Genomic DNA, 16,793 nt, shown 5'->3' with positions numbered 1-16,793 from the left:
TGCAGGAGTATGGAGCCCACTGTAGCGCAGGAGAGATAAAATCAGCAATCACAATCGGTTAGCGGAGTTGCGTGGAGCTGTGTGGAGCTGTATGGAGTCCACCTTCTCCCCTTGTGGGAGAAGGTGCCTTCCCGAAAGGGAAGGCGGATGAGGGGTCTCCATCCGCGGAGACAGCCCCTCATCCGTCTCGCCGCCGCTGCGCGTCAGCGATCCACCTTCTTCCGCAAGGGGAGAAGGAAAGAGTTCCGGAACGACGATGCTTCGTTTACGGCTTCGGCGGGTGAATGAACGCCCACGGGCTGCCTTCCGAATCCCGCGTCACTTCCACCGAGATCAGATAAGGCCCGCCATGGGCCAGCGCCTTCTCCATCGCCGCCTTGAACTGGTCAGGCGCGGTGACGCGCGCGGATGCGACGCCAAAGGACTCTGCAAGCTTGACGAAATCCGGATTGACCAGATCCGAGGCCACCACGCGGCCGTCGAAGCGCTCGCGCTGGTCGCGGCGGACATTGCCATAGGCGTTGTTGTTGAACACCAGCGTCACCACGCCGATGTTGAACTGCACGGCGGTGGCGAGCTCCTGCACGCCGAACATGAAGCCGCCGTCGCCGGTGATCGCCACCACCGGCTTTTCGGGATTGGCGACCTTGGCGCCGAGCGCGGTCGGGAAGCCCGAGCCGAGCGTGCCCTGATAGCCGGATGTGATGAAAGTGCGCGGCTCGTAGATCGGGAAGCCGTACCAGGAGGCGAAGCCGAACTGGGACAATTCATCGGTCACGATCGCGTTCGCCGGCAGCACCTCGCGCAGGATGTTGAGATACGCCATCTGCGGCTGGATGCGCTGGATCTCGGCTTGTGCCGTCGCAGTCGCCTCGCGGATCTCTCCCCGCCGGCCGCTGGTCCTGGCATAGCCGGCCTTCGTCACGGCTGTGACGAGATCGGCCGTGCCGGCTTTGGCGTCGGCGACGATAGCGACATCGGAGGCAAGCCGGCGCATCTCGGCTGGATCGATGTCGACACGAATGGATTTCAGCCCCTTCGGCTGATACGGCCAGCGGAAACCCGATGCCGGCAGCTCGGCGCGCGTGCCGATTGCGATCATCAAATCGGTTGTCGGCCACAGCTTGTAAGCTGCCGCCATGGTCAGGCCGAGCTCATGCGCGTTGGAGACGATGCCGCGGCCGCTGCGGAAGGCGACGACAGGGGCGTCGATCATCTCGGCGAGTTCGAGAATCTCCTCGCGCGCCTCGATCGCGCCGCTGCCGACGAAGATCATCGGCGCCTTGCTGTTCCTGATCAGCGCGGCCGCTTGCTTGATCATGTCAGGGTCGGGCTGCGGCGCGGGCAGCGGCTCCAGCACTTGCGCAGCCGCGGTGTCGGCGCGCTGGGTGAAGACGTCCCAGGGCATCTCGACCGAAGCGGGGCCACGCCGTCCGGACGTCATCTCCTGGAAGGCGCGCGCGACGGTGGTCGGCGCGTTGCCGGGATATTCGATCCGATCCGCCCATTTCACATAGGTGCGCAAGGTCGCGAGCTGGTCCGGCATCTCATGCAGATGGCCGCGGCCCTTGCCCAGAAACTGCATCGGCACCTGGCCGGTGACGCATAGCACCGGCTCGTTGCAGCCGAACGCGGTGAGCAGCGCGGCGCTAGCGTTGAGCACGCCGGGGCCGGGCACCACGCTGAACACGCCGGGCCTGCCGCTGGAGCGCGCATAGCCGAACGCCATGTAGCCGCAGGCCTGCTCGTGCCGCGCGCCGATCACCTTGAGCTGCGCCTGGTGGAAGGCGTCGAACAGGCCGTAGACCTGCGCGCCAGGCAGGCCGAACACGGTGTCGACGCCGTGGGCGACGAGGCCGCTTACGATTGCTTCGCCGCCGGTGAGGGTGGTCATGGCACTATTCCATTTCAATCGGTGTTCAGGCTTCGTCGACGACGCCGTTGCGTAAGGTTCCGATGCCCTCGGCTTCGACCTCGACGACATCGCCAGGCTTCAAATAGCGCGGCGGATCGAACCGTGCCCCGGCGCCGGTCGGCGTGCCCGTGACGATGATATCGCCGGGAACGAGCGTCGCGAAGGTCGAGATATAGCTGATGAGATAGCGGAACGGAAACATCAATCGGCTGGTGCGGTCGTCCTGCCGCAGCTCGCCATTGACGTGCGTGGTGAGGCGGATGTCGGCGACCTGCGATTCCTGCGTGTAGGGCACCAGCCACGGGCCGAGGCTGCCGCTGGAATCGAAGTTCTTGCCCTGCGTGACGTTGAACTTGGCATGGCGCAGCCAGTCGCGCACCGAGCCTTCATTGCAGAGCGTCAGCGCGGCGACGTGATCGAGCGCCGAACTTTCCGGAATGTGTCGGCCTTGCTTGCCGATCACCAGCACGATCTCGCCTTCATAGTCGAGCTGCGCGGAGGCGCGCGGGCGCACCAGCGGCGTGTCGTGGCCGACGAAGGAGCGCGGCGAGCGCATGAACATGCTCGGATATTTCGGCGCGTCCTGGCCGTCCTTGTACTCGGCATTGCGGTCGGGATAGTTGACGCCGATGCAGATGATCTTTTCCGGCGCGGGCACCGGCGGCAGCCAGATGATGTCGCCGAGTGTGTGATCGGGCGTGCGGCCGGCAGCCTCTTCGGCGAGGCTCGCGAGCTTTCCCGCCGCGATCACCTCGCGCAGCGTCGGATAGTCCTTGGCGTGGCGCGCGGAGAGATCGACAATGCCGCCGTCAACGACGGCGCCGTAGCTGACGGCACCCTTGACGGAATAGGTGGCGAGGCGAGGGAGTGTCATTGCTTAATCCGCCACCAGCACGTCGGCCACGAACTTCGGCTCGCGCACGGCTTGCCCGGCGAACGGCGAACCCTGCTCGAACCACGAGCGCGGGGCCGGCGCGCCCCACAATGTCTGGCGGCGCGGATCGCGCAGCGACCAGCGCAGCGGCTCGTGGTCGTGATCGCCGGTGAAATAGTCGCTGGTGTAGAGCTCGAGACGGTGTCCATCGGGGTCGCGGACGTAGAGAAAGAATGCGTTCGAGATGCCGTGGCGCCCGGGGCCACGCTCGATGTTCTTCACGAAGCCCTGCGAGGCCATGACGTCGCAGAGGTGGATGATGTTCATCGCCGTCGGCGTCCAGTAGGCGAAGTGGTGCAGCCGCGGGCCCTTGCCGTTGGTGATGGCGAAATCGTGGACATTGCCCTTGCGATGCATCCAGGCCGCGGCTATGCGCCCGTTCGGCCCGTCCTCCTCGGCGTATTCGGTGAGGCGAAAGCCGAGCCGGGCATAGAATTCGACGGTGTCCTGCACCTCGGCGGCGAACACGTTGAAATGGTCGAGCCGCTGCGGATGGCAACCCCTGTAGAGGTCGTAGCGGCGCAGCAGATGCGGCCGCCGGTCCATCGACGCATATAGCTCGATCTGGAAGCCGAACGGATCGGTGAACTGCAGCGTGCGGCCCTGGAACGGCTGATCGACGAAGGCGTAGCCAAGGCCGTTCTCGGACAGGAACTTCGCAGCCTTGTCGAGATCCCCGTCGTTGCCGACCTTGAAGCCGAGGCGGTTGCAGGCAGGCGCGGCCGCCTTGCGCAACACCAGCGAGTGATGCTGATGCTCCTCGGCGGCGCGCAAGTAGACGACCTTGTCGTCGGCGTCCTCGACATGCAGGCCGACAACGCTTTCATAGAACTCGCGGCTGAGCTTCAGGTCGGTGACGTCCAGCACGGCGTGGCTGGAGCGGATGATGTTGAACGGCGGCTCGAAGATATGTTGCGGTACGGGCATTGCGTTTCCCCTCTCTAGACCCAGCCATTCCTCGTTGGCGCTCCGCGCGCCGAGGAACCGCGGGCGTTAGATTCCCAGCTTCTGAATCTTATGCGTGCCCCGCGCCAGCGAGACGTGCTTGGTTTCCATGTAGAAATCGAACGAGTAATCGCCGCCGTCGCGGCCGATGCCGGAGGCCTTCATGCCGCCGAACGGCGTCGGCAGATGGCGGACGTTTTCCGAGTTCAGCCAGATCATGCCGGCTTCCAGCGCATCCGCGACACGCAACGCGCGGCCGACATCGTTGGTCCAGACATAGCCGGTCAGGCCGTAGCGGATGTCGTTGGCGATCTCGATCGCGTCTGCTTCGTTCTTGAAGGGCAGCACGGTGAGGAAGGGGCCGAACACCTCTTCCTGCGCCACGCGCATCTTGCCGTGTGCGCCGGTCACCAGGGTCGGCTCGACATAATATCCGCCGCCCGGGCCATCATAGGCCTTGCCGCCGACGGCAATCGTCGCGCCGTCCTGGCGTGCGACGTCGAAATAGGAGCAGACCTTCGCGAGATGACGTTCGTGGATCAGCGGCCCGATCTCGGTGGCGGGATCGAGGGGATGGCCGACCTTCAGCGCTTTCACCCGTGCGGTCAGCTTTTCGACGAATTTTTCGGCGATGCCGGCCTGGATCAGCAAGCGGCTCGACGACGTGCAGCGCTCGCCGTTGAGCGAGTAGATCATGAACACGACCGCATCGAGCGCGCGGTCGAGATCGGCGTCGTCGAACACGATCACCGGGTTCTTGCCGCCGAGTTCGAAATGCACGCGCTTCAAGGTCGGCGCGCCCTGAACCATGATCGCCGAGCCCGTCGAACTTTCGCCGACGAAGCCGATCGCCTTGATGGCGGGATGCTCGGTCAATGCCTTGCCGGCCTCTTCGCCAAAGCCATGTACGGTATTGAGCACGCCGTCGGGCACGCCGGCTTCCTTGACGAGCTTCGCAAGAATGGCCGCCGTGACCGGCGACCACTCCGCCGGCTTGTGCACGACGGTGCAGCCGGCCGCGAGGGCAGGGGCGATCTTCCAGGTCGAGAGCATGAACGGCGTATTCCACGGCGTGATCACGCCGACCGGGCCGATCGGCACGCGCGTCGAGACGTTCCAATGCTCGTCGCTCGGTGTGTTCTGGCCGTCGCGCGCCTCGCCGCATCTGTCGGCGAAGAAGCGGAAATTCTCGGCGGCGCGGATCGCGGCCTTGGCCATGAAGCGATAGGCCTGGCCGGTGTCGATGCATTCGAGCACCGCGATGTCCTCGGCATTGTCCTCGATGGCGTCGGCCACGCGATGCAGCAGCTTCTTCCGCATCGCCGGCCCCATGTCGCGCCAGGATTTGAAGGCGAGTGCGGCAGCGGTGGCGGCGCGATCGACATCCTCGGCATTGCCGCGGGCGACGCTCGCCAGCGTCGCGCCGTCGACCGGCGATTTCGTCTCGAACGTCTCGCCGGAGATCGACGGCACGATCTTGCCGTCGATCATGTGGCCGATACCGTCGGCACGCAGCGTCTTCAGCAGCGGTGCGATGCGGTCGCGATTGGCCTGGAATACGTCGGTTTTCGGCGTGGGCTTATCCATAGGCGGCCTCCGCTTTCAGGGCGTCGTGGATGTTGTTGCGCTTCCAGCTCGTATCCTTGTCGTTGATCTGCATGTCGAACGAGAGCGCGAATTTCGAGCTTGCGAAGACGGGATCAAGATGGCGGGAGAGCGCCTGGAAGATTTGTTCGCCGGCTTTCTTGCGGGTTGGCAGATCGCGGCCTTCGCCGATGCGCAGCACCATGTCGAGAAAGCCGTAATCCTGCCGCGCGTCCGCAATCGCATAATGCTCGCATCTGACGGCGCGGACGCGGATGCCGCCGAGCGGGAAGATGCCGGTCTCGACCGCGGCCTTGCGCACCACCTCGCACGCCGCGCCGATGTCGAGGCGGTCGTCGAGATTGGCCGAATATTCGATCGTGAAATGCGGCATCGCGGTTTCACTCCCTGTCTTTTTGGTCGTCTAAGCGAAGTAGCAGCTCACCGAGCCGTAGGCGCCATAATCGGCTTGAATTGTGTCGCCCTTGCGGGTCTCGATCGGACGGATGAAGGAGCCGGCGAGCACGATTTGCCCGGGCTCAAGCGCAAGGCCGAGCGGTGCGATCTTGTTGGCGAGCCAGGCGACTGCAGTCGCGGGATGATTGAGCACGCCGGCGGCAAGGCCGGTCTCTTCCAGCTGGCCGTTCTTGAAACAGAGCGCGCCGATCCAGCGCAGGTCCGCGTCCAGCGGGCGGATCGGCCGTCCGCCGAGCACGATGCCGGCATTGGCAGCGTTGTCGGCAATGGTGTCGAAGATCTTTCGGGTCGCCTTGGTCTGGGGATCGACGCGCTCGATCCGCGTGTCCAGAATCTCCAGCGCCGGCACGACGAAGTCGGTGGCGTTGAGCACGTCGAACAGCGTGCAGTCGGGGCCCGCGAGGCGCTTGCTCATGACGAAGGCGAGCTCGGCTTCCACGCGCGTCGCGATGAAGCGCTCCGTCGGGACGAGGCCACCATCGGCGAAGAACATGTCGTCGAGCAATACGCCGGAATCCGGCTCGTTGATGCCAAGCGCGCTCTGCATCGCCTTCGAGGTCAGGCCGATCTTGTGTCCCCGGACGATGCGCCCCTCGGCGACCTTGACGTCGACCCAGGCCTTCTGAATCGCGTAGGCGTCAGCGATGCTGATGTCGGGAAAGTCCTGCGAGAGCTGCCGGATCTGCGTACGGGTCTTTTCCGCGTGGTGCAGACGGTTCGCACAAGCTCGGATATCGTCGTTTGAAAGCGCCATGTGTAATCTTACAAATCGTCGTGCCGGAAGATACTTAACATGTTAAGTGAATGCGTCAATCGCAAATTGGCTTGCTGCACTGCAAACGTTTCGCGGCTTGAAAGGGCGTCATGACGAAGAGACCGGCTGATCCTGCGAACGGAAGTGAGCCCGCCGTGCGGCAGGTGCCGATGCGCGACTTCTCGCGTTCGCTGCCGATGTCGTTGCTGCGGGCACGCGAGGCGGTGATGCGGCAATTCCGTCCCTCGCTGCGCACGCATGGCCTGACCGAGCAGCAATGGCGCATCCTGCGCGCGCTCGCGGCGATTGACACGGTCGAGGTCACGGAACTCGCGCGCACCGCGTTCCTGCTCGGCCCGAGCCTGTCGCGCATCCTGCGTGATCTCGAGGCGCGCAATCTGATCGAGCGCAAGACCGCCAAGGCGGACCAGCGCCGCAGCATGGTCTCGATCTCGGAAAAGGGCGTGAAGCTGATGGCTTCCGTCGCGCCGTCCTCCGAAGCGATTTATGCCGAGATCACGCGACGCTTTGGCGCGCGCAAGCTCGTCGAATTGCAGGAGATGCTCAGCGAGCTCGAACAAAGTCTCGCAGGGCTCGGCGCGGGCGAGGAGGCAAGTGCCGAGGAGTGAAAGCAGATATGCGCGAGCGCGCGGCAACAATCATGGACATCGCCGCATTTTTTCGCTCAAAGTGCCCCGCAGCCGATGCGCAAAAATCGGCGCGCCGGGACGGATTGCGCCGCCTTTGCCAAGTGAAACCTTGCGTCATCGCGAGCGTAGCGCGGCGGTCGGGTTCGCGCTAGTAACGGCATCGTGCTGTCGCGGCGCTCGTCATGGTGACGAAGGTCCAAAACAAAGAAGGAAGGCAACGTGGCGAACAAGGTCAAGGAAATCTGGAAGTCGGGCAAGGCCGTGGTCAACGCGTGGCTCGCGATTCCCTCCGGCTTCTCGGCCGAGATGATCGCGCAATGCGGCTTCGACAGCGTCACCGTCGACATGCAGCACGGCGTGCAGGATTATCTGTCGATGGTGCAGTGCTTCCAGGCGATGGACAAGCACCCGATCACGCCGATGGTCCGCGTGCCCTGGAACGAACCCGGCATCATCGGCAAGGTGCTCGATGGCGGCGCCTATGGCGTGATCTGCCCGATGGTCAACACGCCGCAGGAAGCCAGGAACCTCGTCTCCTATGCCAAGTACCCGCCGAAGGGCGTCCGCTCCAACGGCCCGATCCGCGCCGGCATGTACGGCACCGCCGGCTCCTACCAGAAGACGGCCAACGACGACATCGTGCTGCTGCCGATGATGGAGACCAAAACCGCCGTCGAGAACATGGAAGCGATCTTCGACGTCGAAGGCATCGACGGCGTCTATATCGGCCCGTCCGACCTCGGCTTCTCCTACGGCCTCGAACCGAAGCTCGATCGCACCGAGCCCGAGATCCTTGCGATCTACGAGAAGATCATCAAGGAGTGCGGCAAGCGCGGCCTCAATCCGGGCATCCATTGCAGCGGCGCCGAAGGTGCCGCGCGCGCCATCAACATGGGCTTCAAGCTGGTGACGCTCTCGAACGAGGTCGGCCTGATGACGACCTACGCCAAGATGCAGGTCAACGCCACCCGGAAGGATTCCGGCGGCAAGGCCTGAGAACTCGCGAATGGCGATGGGGAGTAGCGAATGAGCTGCTCCCCTTTTCCATTCGCCACTCGCTACTCACTATTCGTCTGAAGGAGACCTCCCATGACCATCAGCCCCGTCATTCGCCTGCATCCCGATGATGGCGTGCTGATCGCGCGCGCGAGCTTGCCGCCGGGAACATTGGTGGCCGACGGCGTGACGACGGTCGAGCGCATTCCTTCCGGCCACAAGGTCGCGATCAAGCCGATCGCATTGGGCGAGCCGGTGATACGCTACGGCCAGATCATCGGCTTTGCGACGGTGCCGATCGCGCCGGGCCAGCACGTGCACGTGCAGAACTGCGGCATGGGCGATTTCGCCAAGGACTATGCCTATTGCGTCGACGTCAAGCCGACGCCGAATTTCGATCTGCCGGCGAGTTTCGAAGGCATCCGCCGTCCGGACGGCCGCGTCGCCACGCGCAACTACATCGGCATCCTCACCTCGGTGAATTGCAGCGCGCATGTCGCAAGCCTCGTCGCCGACGTCTTCAAGAAGAATCCGTTCACCGGCGACAATCCGCTGGCCGACTTCCCCAATGTCGACGGCGTGGTCGCGCTGACCCACAAGACCGGCTGCGGCATGACGCAGAACGAGCCCTTAGCGCTGCTCCGCCGCACGCTCGGCGGTTATGCACGGCACGTGAACTTCTCTCATGTGATCGTGCTCGGCCTCGGCTGCGAGGTGAACCAGATCGGCGGCCTGATGGAGGAGCAGAAGCTCGCGGGACGTCTGCGTGCGATGGACATCCAGGAGGTCGGCGGCACCCGCAAGACGGTGGAAGCCGGAATTGCCTTCGTACGCGAGGCACTCGCGGAGTCCAACAAGGTCAAGCGCGAGTCCGTTCCGGTGAGCGAATTGACCGTGGCGCTGCAATGCGGCGGTTCGGACGGCTATTCCGGTGTTTCCGCCAATCCGGCGCTGGGTGCGGCCAGCGATCTCATCGTACGTCACGGCGGCACCGTGATCCTGTCGGAGACGCCGGAGACCTATGGCGCCGAACATTTGCTCACGCGCCGCGCCGTCAGCCGCGAGGTCGGCGAGAAGCTGGTCGATCTCATGCGCTGGTGGGACGAATACACGACGCGCGAAGGCGCCGAGATGAACGCCAATCCCAGCCCGGGCAACAAGGCCGGCGGCCTCACCACCATTCTGGAGAAGTCGCTCGGCGCGATGGCGAAGGCCGGCACAACCAACCTCGTCGAGGTGCTGCGCTACGCCGAACCCATCACCAAGAAGGGTTTCGTGTTCATGGACACCCCCGGCTACGATCCGGTCGCCGCGACCGGGCAGGTCGCCGGCGGCGCCAATCTGGTCTGCTTCACCACGGGCCGTGGCAGCGTGTTCGGCTGCAAGCCGGCGCCCTCGATCAAGCTCGCCACCAACACGCCCATGTACAAGCGCATGGAAGAGGACATGGACGTCAATTGCGGCACCATCCTCGAAGGCGAGGAGAGCGTCCAGCAATGCGGCCAGCGCATTTTCGATCTCATCCTCAAGACCGCGTCGGGCCAGCCCACCAAAAGCGAGAGTTTTGATTTCGGCGGCGCCGAGTTCGCGCCCTGGGTACTGGGCGCGACGATGTAGCAAAGGCGCAGCCCGTGCCGTAGGCACGGTCTGCCCGTTGTTAGTGCTTGATCGAGGTCACCAGCGGTGTTCTGCTCAAAAAAGCTGCTGGAGTACCGCACCCCGTGTCGATCTATGTCGCACTACACCACGTCACGCACTACAAATACGACCGTCCGATCGATCTCGGCCCGCAGACCATCCGTCTGCGGCCGGCGCCGCATACCCGCACGCCGATCCTGAGTTATTCGCTCAAGGTCACTCCGGCCAATCATTTCGTGAACTGGCAGCAGGATCCGCTGGGCAATTGGATCGCCCGTTACGTCTTTCCGGAGAAGACGACCGAGCTCAAGATCGAGGTCGATTTCACGGCGCAGATGACCACGGTCAATCCGTTCGACTTCTTCGTCGAGCCCTATGCCGACAGCTTTCCGTTCGAATATACGCAAGATCTCAAGACGGAACTCGCGCCTTATCTCGAGACCGTCAAGCCCGATCGGCTGTTCGCGAAATATCTCGATACGATCCCGCACGAAGCCCCGAACACCGTCAACTTCCTGGTCGATCTCAACAGGGAGTTGCAGAAAAGGATCGGCTACGTCATCCGCATGGAGGCGGGCGTGCAGACGCCGGAGGAGACGCTCTCCTCCGCGGCCGGCTCATGCCGTGACTCCGCCTGGCTTCTGATCCAGACCTTCCGTCGCCTCGGTCTCGCCGCCCGTTTCGTCTCCGGCTATTTGATCCAGGTCCGTCCCGACATCGATCCGATCGAGGGGCCGCCGGAGGTCGAGAACGATTTCACCGATCTGCACGCCTGGGCCGAGGTCTACCTGCCGGGCGCGGGCTGGATCGGCTTCGACGCGACCTCGGGCATGCTTGCGGGCGAGGGCCACATCCCGGTCGCCGCGACGCCGCACTACCGCTCGGCGGCGCCGATCTCCGGCGGCGCAGGCTTCGCCGAGGTCGAATTCGCCTTCGACATGAGCGTCAAGCGCATTCGCGAGGCGCCGCGCATCACAAAGCCGTTCTCCGACGAATCCTGGATACGGCTGAACGATCTCGGCGAGCAGGTCGACGGCGATCTTGCGGCCCAGGACGTGCGTCTGACCATGGGCGGCGAGCCGACCTTCGTCTCCGTCGATGATCTCGAAGGCGCCGAGTGGAACACGGACGCCGTCGGCCCGACCAAGCGCGGGCTCGCCGACGATCTGATCCGCCGCCTGCGCGCGCGTTTCGGACCCGGCGGCCTGCTGCACTTCGGGCAAGGCAAATGGTATCCCGGCGAAAGCCTGCCGCGTTGGGCGTTTGGCCTGTACTGGCGCAAGGACGGCGTGCCGATCTGGAAGAATGCCGACCTCATCGCCAGCATCGAAAATCCGCGGTCGGCGCAGGCCAAGGACGTCCAGGCGTTCGTGGAGGGCACGGCGCTGCGGCTCGGGCTCGATCCCGGCTACATCATGCCAGCCTATGAGGACACCGCGTACTGGCTGCAGAAGGAATCTGAGCTTCCCGTCAACGTCGATCCCTCCGATTCCAAATTATCCGATCCGGAGGCCCGCGCGCGGATGGCGCGGGTGTTCGAGCAGGGGCTCAACAACCCTCGCGGCTTCGTGCTGCCGGTGCAGCGCTGGAATGCGGCGCCACGCTGGCGCAGCGAGCGCTGGCAGCTCCGGCGCAGTCATCTGTTCCTGATGCCGGGCGATTCGCCGCTCGGCCTGCGCTTGCCGCTGGACTCGCTCGGCTATGTCCCGCCCGATCAATATCCCTACATCGTCGAGCGGGATCCGATGGAGGCCCGCGGCAAGCTGCCGGTGTTCAGCCTTCCGGCGCGTCCGGACGCGCCGGAGCGGCTCGAGCCCGAACAGCTCAACACCTCGGTCCCCGTCCGCACCGCGATGTCGGTCGAGGTCCGCGACGGCGTGCTCTGCGCCTTCATGCCGCCGGTCGAGCAGATCGAGGATTATCTCGAGATGATCGCGGCGCTCGAAGCGACTGCCGAGGAGATGCAGCTCCAGGTCCATGTCGAGGGTTATCCGCCGCCATTCGATCCGCGTGTCGACGTGATCAAGGTGACGCCCGATCCCGGCGTGATCGAGATCAACGTCCAGCCGGCAAAGAACTGGCGCGAGGCGGTCGACATCACCGTCGGGCTCTATGAGGATGCCGGCAAGACACGCCTCGGTGCCAATCGCTTCCTGGTCGATGGTCGCCACACCGGCACCGGCGGCGGCAATCACGTCGTGGTCGGCGGCTCGAGCCCGCAGGACTCGCCGTTCCTGCGCCGGCCTGATCTGTTGAAGAGCCTGGTGCTGCACTGGCAGCGGCATCCGTCGCTGTCCTATTTCTTCTCCGGCCTGTTCATCGGCCCGACCAGCCAGGCGCCGCGCATCGACGAAGCCCGCCACGACAGCATTTACGAGCTCGAGGTCGCGCTCACGCACGTGCCGCCGCCGGGCACTCAGGCGCCGCTGTGGCTGGTAGATCGCTTGTTCCGGCATCTCCTCGTCGACATCACCGGCAACACCCATCGCGCCGAGATCTGCATCGACAAGCTCTATTCACCGGACGGCACGACCGGCCGCCTCGGTCTCGTTGAATTCCGCGCGCTCGAAATGCCGCCGGATCCACGCATGTCGCTGGCGCAGCAGCTGCTGATCCGCGCGCTGATCGCAAAATTCTGGCGCGAGCCGCAACAAGGCAAGTTCGTGCGATGGGGCACCGCGCTGCACGACCGCTTCATGCTGCCGCACTTCATCTGGGAGGATTTCCTCGAAGTGCTCACCGAGTTGAAGCAGTCCGGCTATCCGTTCGAGCCTGAATGGTATCTGGCCCAGCTCGAATTCCGCTTCCCCGCGTTCGGCCGCATCCATCATGGCGGCGTGACGCTGGAGCTGCGGCAGGCGCTGGAGCCTTGGCACGTCCTCGGCGAGGAGGGCTCGGCCGGCGGCACCGTGCGCTATGTCGACTCGTCGGTCGAGCGGCTTCAGGTCAAGGCGGAAGGCTTCGTCGCGGGCCGCCATATCGTCGCCTGCAACGGCCGCCGCCTGCCGATGACCGCCACCGGCCGCTCTGGTGAAGCCGTGGCCGGCGTCCGCTTCAAGGCCTGGCAGCCGGCCTCAGGCCTGCACCCGACCATTCCCGTTCATGCGCCCCTGACCTTCGACCTCATCGACACCTGGAACGGCCGCTCGCTCGGTGGCTGCGTCTATCATGTCGCCCATCCCGGCGGCCGCAGCTACGACACCAAGCCGGTCAACACCTACGAGGCCGAGGCGCGGCGGCTGGCGCGCTTCCAGGACCATGGCCATACGCCGGGTCCGATGCAGCCGCCGCCCGAGGAACGCACAAATGAGTTTCCGCTGACCCTCGACTTGCGGACCCCGCTCCTGCAATGAGTATGATGCCGGGGCAGGGAGTGGCGCATGGCCGAGGGCGCAGCCGAAGAGGACGACAAGGCGGGTCAGGCGCAAGGTCAACGTGATGGCCAGCGCGAAGGCCAGCGCCGCTTCGCGCAATGGGTCCGCGACTACAGGCGCCTGCCCGACATCCCCGACGAGTTTCTCGGCCCGGACGGCAAGCCCCGCGCGGTCTGGAGCCGCTTCTTCGATGCCTTCGGTGCGCTCGCGCCCGATGAGGTTGAGCGGCGGTTTGGCATGGCCGACCGTCATCTCCGCGAGGCCGGCGTCACCTATCGCGCGCCCGGCGAGAGCGCCGACCGGCCCTGGTCGATCAGCCATCTGCCGCTGCTGATTGACGAGGCCGACTGGAAGCAGCTGTCCGACGGCATCACCCAGCGCGCCGAGTTGCTCGAGCTCGTGCTGCGTGACATCTATGGCGAGGGCCGCCTCGTCGCCGAAGGCGCGCTGCCGGCGGCCGCGATCGCGGGGAGCCCCGAATATCTCCGTCCCGCCTGCGGCGTGCCGCCGCCGGGCGGGCGCTATCTCTCGCTCTATGCCGCCGATGTCGGCCGCGGGCCCGACGGACGCTGGTGGGTGCTCGGCGATCGCACGCAGGCGCCGTCGGGTGCGGGCTATGCGCTGGAGAACCGCCTGGTGCTTTCGCGCGCCTTCTCGGATCTCTACAAGTCGATGAACGTCCCGCGCGTCGCACCATTCTTCGAGGCGTTTCGCGACAGTCTTCGGGCGCGCGCCGACCGCGACGAGCCGCGGATTGGCGTGCTCACGCCGGGCAGCTTCAGCGAGACCTATTTCGAGCACGCGACGTTGGCGCGCTATCTCGGCTTCCTGCTGGTCGAGGGCGACGATCTCGCCGTCAGCGACAATCATATCCACATCCGCACGGTTGCAGGCCTCAAGCGCCTCGACGTGCTGCTGCGCCGTGTCGATTCCAATTCGCTCGATCCGCTCGAGCTCGATGCCTCGTCACGGCTGGGGGTCCCCGGCCTGATCGACGTGCTGCGCAAGGACGGCGTCGTCGTCGCCAACATGCCGGGCTCGGGTGTCCTCGAGGCGCGCGCGATGCTCGGCTTCCTGCCGGCGCTCAGCCGCCGGCTGCTCGGCGAAGAGCTGAAGATGCCGCACATCGCGACCTGGTGGTGCGGCCAGCGCTCGGCGCGCGACGAAGTGTTGTCGCGGCTCGACGAGGTCGCGATCGAAGGCGCGTATCGGCGCGGCGTTCCCGGTTTCGACAGCAACGGTCCGGTGCTCGCGAGCGAACTCGACGCCGCCGGGCGCCGGCGCCTGAGCGACGCCATCGCTGCGCGCGGCATGGACTATGTCGGCCAGGAGGTGGTGCGGCTCTCGACCATGCCGGTGTGGGAACAGGGGCAAATCACGCCGCGTCCCTTCGTGCTGCGCGTGTTCGCAGCCGCGACGCCGGACGGCTGGGCCATCATGCCCGGCGGCTTCTGCCGGATCGCCGAGCAGCCGGATGCGCGCGCGGTGTCGATGGGCGACGGCGCGCGCTCCGCCGACGTCTGGGTGGTCTCGGACAAGCAGGTCTCGACCGCGACGCTGCTGCCTGCGATCGACAAGGTGCGCATCCGCCGTATCGCCGGCGTGCTGCCGAGCCGCGCCGCCGACAATCTGTTCTGGCTCGGCCGCTATCTCGAACGCGCCGAGGCGACGCTGCGGCTGGTGCGGGCGCTGGGCTCGCCGAGCGGGCCCAACAAGGGCACCGCGGCCTCGCTGCAATCGGCGGAACGTATCCAGCGCCTGCTGGTGACTTGGGGCGCGATCTCGCAGACCTCGCGCGCGGCGCCCGGCCGCATCGTTGCCGAAGCGCTGCAGAGCCCGGAGCGTTTCGGCTCGGCACTGTCGCTGGTCCGCGCGGCCCAGCGCACGGCGACCTCCTTGCGCGAGCGGCTGTCGCCCGATGCCTGGCAAGTCATCACGGAGATGGTCGAGCGGCTGGCCGTCGAGGTCGAGGACGACGACAGCGTGCTGAGCGCGGCCGAGTTGACCTTGCAGGAGCTCGCGAGCTTTGCCGGCCTTGCGCATGAGAACATGAACCGCGCCGCCGGCTGGCGCTTCCTCGATATCGGTCGGCGCACCGAGCGGGCCATCAACACCACGCGCTTTGCCCGGCAGTTTGCCTATGACGAGGCCGGCGACGAGGATCTCGATATCCTGCTGACGCTGGTGGATTGCCAAATCACCTACCGCTCGCGCTATCTGCTGGCGCCGATCCTGGCGCCGGTGCGAGACCTCGCCGTGCTCGACAATTACAATCCGCGTTCCGTGGCGTTCCAGGTGACGACGCTGAACGAACACATCGCCGCACTGCCGAGCCTGAAGGAGCACGGCCTGATCGAGAAGCCGCAGCGGCTTGCGGTCGCGCTGCAGGCGATGCTCGCGACCGCGCAGGCCGAAAAGCTCGAGGTCAAGACGCTGTTCGCCCTGGAGCAGGATCTGCTCAGCCTCGCCGAGGCGGTCGGGCAGCACTACTTCCCGCACGGTCCCAATGCGAGCCGGCCGGAAAAGCTGACGGGGCTGGCGTGATCTACGATATCCGTCACGTCACCACCTACGAATACGAGAGCCCGGTTAGCTTCGCGCGCTGCACGCTGCGGCTGGAGCCGAGGAGCGGCAATGGCCAGGAGCTGATTTCGCATAAGGTCGAGATCCGTCCGCGCCCTGCGGAGCGTAGCGTCCGGCGCGATTTCTTCGGCACGTTGACCGAGAGTGTCGTGATCGACGCCGCGCATCGCACCCTGCGCATCGATTCCCGCTCTCGCGTGAAGGTGTCGCGCCAGCCGCCGGCGCGCGCCGCTGTCAGCCCGGCCTGGGAGAACATTCGCGACATCGCCTTCGAGGCGACGAGCCTCGGGCCGTCCTCGCCGGTCGGCTATGTCTTTGCGAGCCCGCTAGTGCCGGTGCTGGGACCGGTCAGCGCCTATGCGGCGGAAAGCTTTGCGCCCGGCGCGGGCATCCTTGCCGGGGCGGTCGATCTGATGCATCGCATCCGCACCGAATTTCGCTACGACCCCAAGGCGACGGTGATCTCGACGCCGCTCAACGAGGTCTTCGTCAAGCGCCATGGCGTCTGTCAGGATTTTGCCCATGTCATGATTGCGGGCTTGCGCGGGCTGGGCCTGCCCGCGGCCTATGTCAGCGGATATTTGCGCACCATTCCGCCGGCGGGCCAGCCGCCCCTGCAGGGCGCCGACGCCACCCATGCCTGGGTGTCGCTGTGGTGCGGGGACGAGCTTGGCTGGGTCGATTTCGACCCGACCAACGATCTTATGGTTGCTGGCGACCATATCGTGCTCGCAGTCGGCCGCGACTTCTCCGACGTTTCGCCGGTCGACGGCATCATCGTCGGCTCGCCGAAGCAGAAGCTCGACGTCGCCGTCGACGTGCTGTTGGTGGAATGATTGCGGGTCCTGCCCGCGACACCCATCCCGGGTGTGGCGGGTCTGCACCGCAACCGCGATATCGCGGGGCACAAACCGCAACATATTTCCGAGTTTGCGCCCCCGGG

At 65.5% G+C, this 16,793-nt stretch carries 12 protein-coding genes; 6 read left to right on the top strand and 6 right to left on the bottom strand.

Annotated elements, in window-relative coordinates; all coding sequences use genetic code 11:
- Positions 1 to 265 precede the first annotated feature (265 nt).
- The 6 genes from IVB54_RS26790 to hpaH all read right to left on the bottom strand — a co-directional run bounded on the left by IVB54_RS26790 (position 266) and on the right by hpaH (position 6,609).
- Positions 266 to 1,894, bottom strand: coding sequence for a thiamine pyrophosphate-dependent enzyme (locus tag IVB54_RS26790; protein WP_247363449.1), 1,629 nt, complete (start codon positions 1,892 to 1,894; stop codon positions 266 to 268).
- 25 nt (positions 1,895 to 1,919) lie between these two features.
- On the bottom strand, positions 1,920 to 2,789 hold the full coding sequence (locus IVB54_RS26785; RefSeq protein ID WP_247363448.1) for a fumarylacetoacetate hydrolase family protein: 870 nt from the start codon (positions 2,787 to 2,789) through the stop codon (positions 1,920 to 1,922).
- Positions 2,790 to 2,792: 3 nt separating this feature from the next.
- On the bottom strand, positions 2,793 to 3,776 hold the full coding sequence (hpaD, locus tag IVB54_RS26780; RefSeq protein ID WP_018456952.1) for a 3,4-dihydroxyphenylacetate 2,3-dioxygenase: 984 nt from the start codon (positions 3,774 to 3,776) through the stop codon (positions 2,793 to 2,795).
- Positions 3,777 to 3,842: 66 nt separating this feature from the next.
- Positions 3,843 to 5,381, bottom strand: coding sequence for a 5-carboxymethyl-2-hydroxymuconate semialdehyde dehydrogenase (hpaE, locus tag IVB54_RS26775; RefSeq protein WP_247363447.1), 1,539 nt, complete (start codon positions 5,379 to 5,381; stop codon positions 3,843 to 3,845).
- Positions 5,374 to 5,772 (bottom strand): 5-carboxymethyl-2-hydroxymuconate Delta-isomerase, encoded by a 399-nt coding sequence (locus tag IVB54_RS26770; RefSeq protein WP_247363446.1) that lies wholly within the window; start codon positions 5,770 to 5,772, stop codon positions 5,374 to 5,376. Before IVB54_RS26770 ends, hpaE begins: the two co-directional genes overlap by 8 nt.
- A gap of 30 nt (positions 5,773 to 5,802) precedes the next feature.
- Positions 5,803 to 6,609 (bottom strand): 2-oxo-hept-4-ene-1,7-dioate hydratase, encoded by an 807-nt coding sequence (hpaH, locus tag IVB54_RS26765; RefSeq protein WP_018456949.1) that lies wholly within the window; start codon positions 6,607 to 6,609, stop codon positions 5,803 to 5,805.
- 110 nt (positions 6,610 to 6,719) lie between these two features.
- Between hpaH and hpaR the strand changes: the two genes are divergently transcribed.
- The 6 genes from hpaR (at position 6,720) to IVB54_RS26735 (ending at position 16,686) form a co-directional block, all read left to right on the top strand.
- Positions 6,720 to 7,238: a homoprotocatechuate degradation operon regulator HpaR gene (gene hpaR / locus IVB54_RS26760; RefSeq protein WP_018456948.1), complete on the top strand. Its 519-nt coding sequence runs from the start codon at positions 6,720 to 6,722 to the stop codon at positions 7,236 to 7,238.
- A gap of 240 nt (positions 7,239 to 7,478) precedes the next feature.
- Positions 7,479 to 8,255: an aldolase/citrate lyase family protein gene (locus tag IVB54_RS26755; protein ID WP_018456947.1), complete on the top strand. Its 777-nt coding sequence runs from the start codon at positions 7,479 to 7,481 to the stop codon at positions 8,253 to 8,255.
- Positions 8,256 to 8,348: 93 nt separating this feature from the next.
- Positions 8,349 to 9,872, top strand: coding sequence for an altronate dehydratase family protein (locus IVB54_RS26750; RefSeq protein WP_018456946.1), 1,524 nt, complete (start codon positions 8,349 to 8,351; stop codon positions 9,870 to 9,872).
- Between the two features lie 104 nt (positions 9,873 to 9,976).
- The gene (locus tag IVB54_RS26745) at positions 9,977 to 13,246 is read left to right on the top strand and encodes a transglutaminase family protein (protein ID WP_247363445.1); all 3,270 of its coding nucleotides are present in this window, start codon (positions 9,977 to 9,979) and stop codon (positions 13,244 to 13,246) included.
- Positions 13,247 to 13,273: 27 nt separating this feature from the next.
- Positions 13,274 to 15,811, top strand: a complete 2,538-nt coding sequence (locus tag IVB54_RS26740) for a circularly permuted type 2 ATP-grasp protein (protein WP_085352205.1) — start codon at positions 13,274 to 13,276, stop codon at positions 15,809 to 15,811.
- The gene (locus IVB54_RS26735; protein WP_247363444.1) at positions 15,808 to 16,686 is read left to right on the top strand and encodes a transglutaminase family protein; all 879 of its coding nucleotides are present in this window, start codon (positions 15,808 to 15,810) and stop codon (positions 16,684 to 16,686) included. Before IVB54_RS26740 ends, IVB54_RS26735 begins: the two co-directional genes overlap by 4 nt.
- Positions 16,687 to 16,793 lie beyond the last annotated feature (107 nt).

Source organism: Bradyrhizobium sp. CW1 (genome assembly GCF_023100665.1).
GTDB lineage: Bacteria > Pseudomonadota > Alphaproteobacteria > Rhizobiales > Xanthobacteraceae > Bradyrhizobium > Bradyrhizobium canariense_D.
The sequence above is the reverse complement of the archived record's forward strand: the minus strand, read 5'-3'. Positions and strand labels throughout refer to the sequence as shown.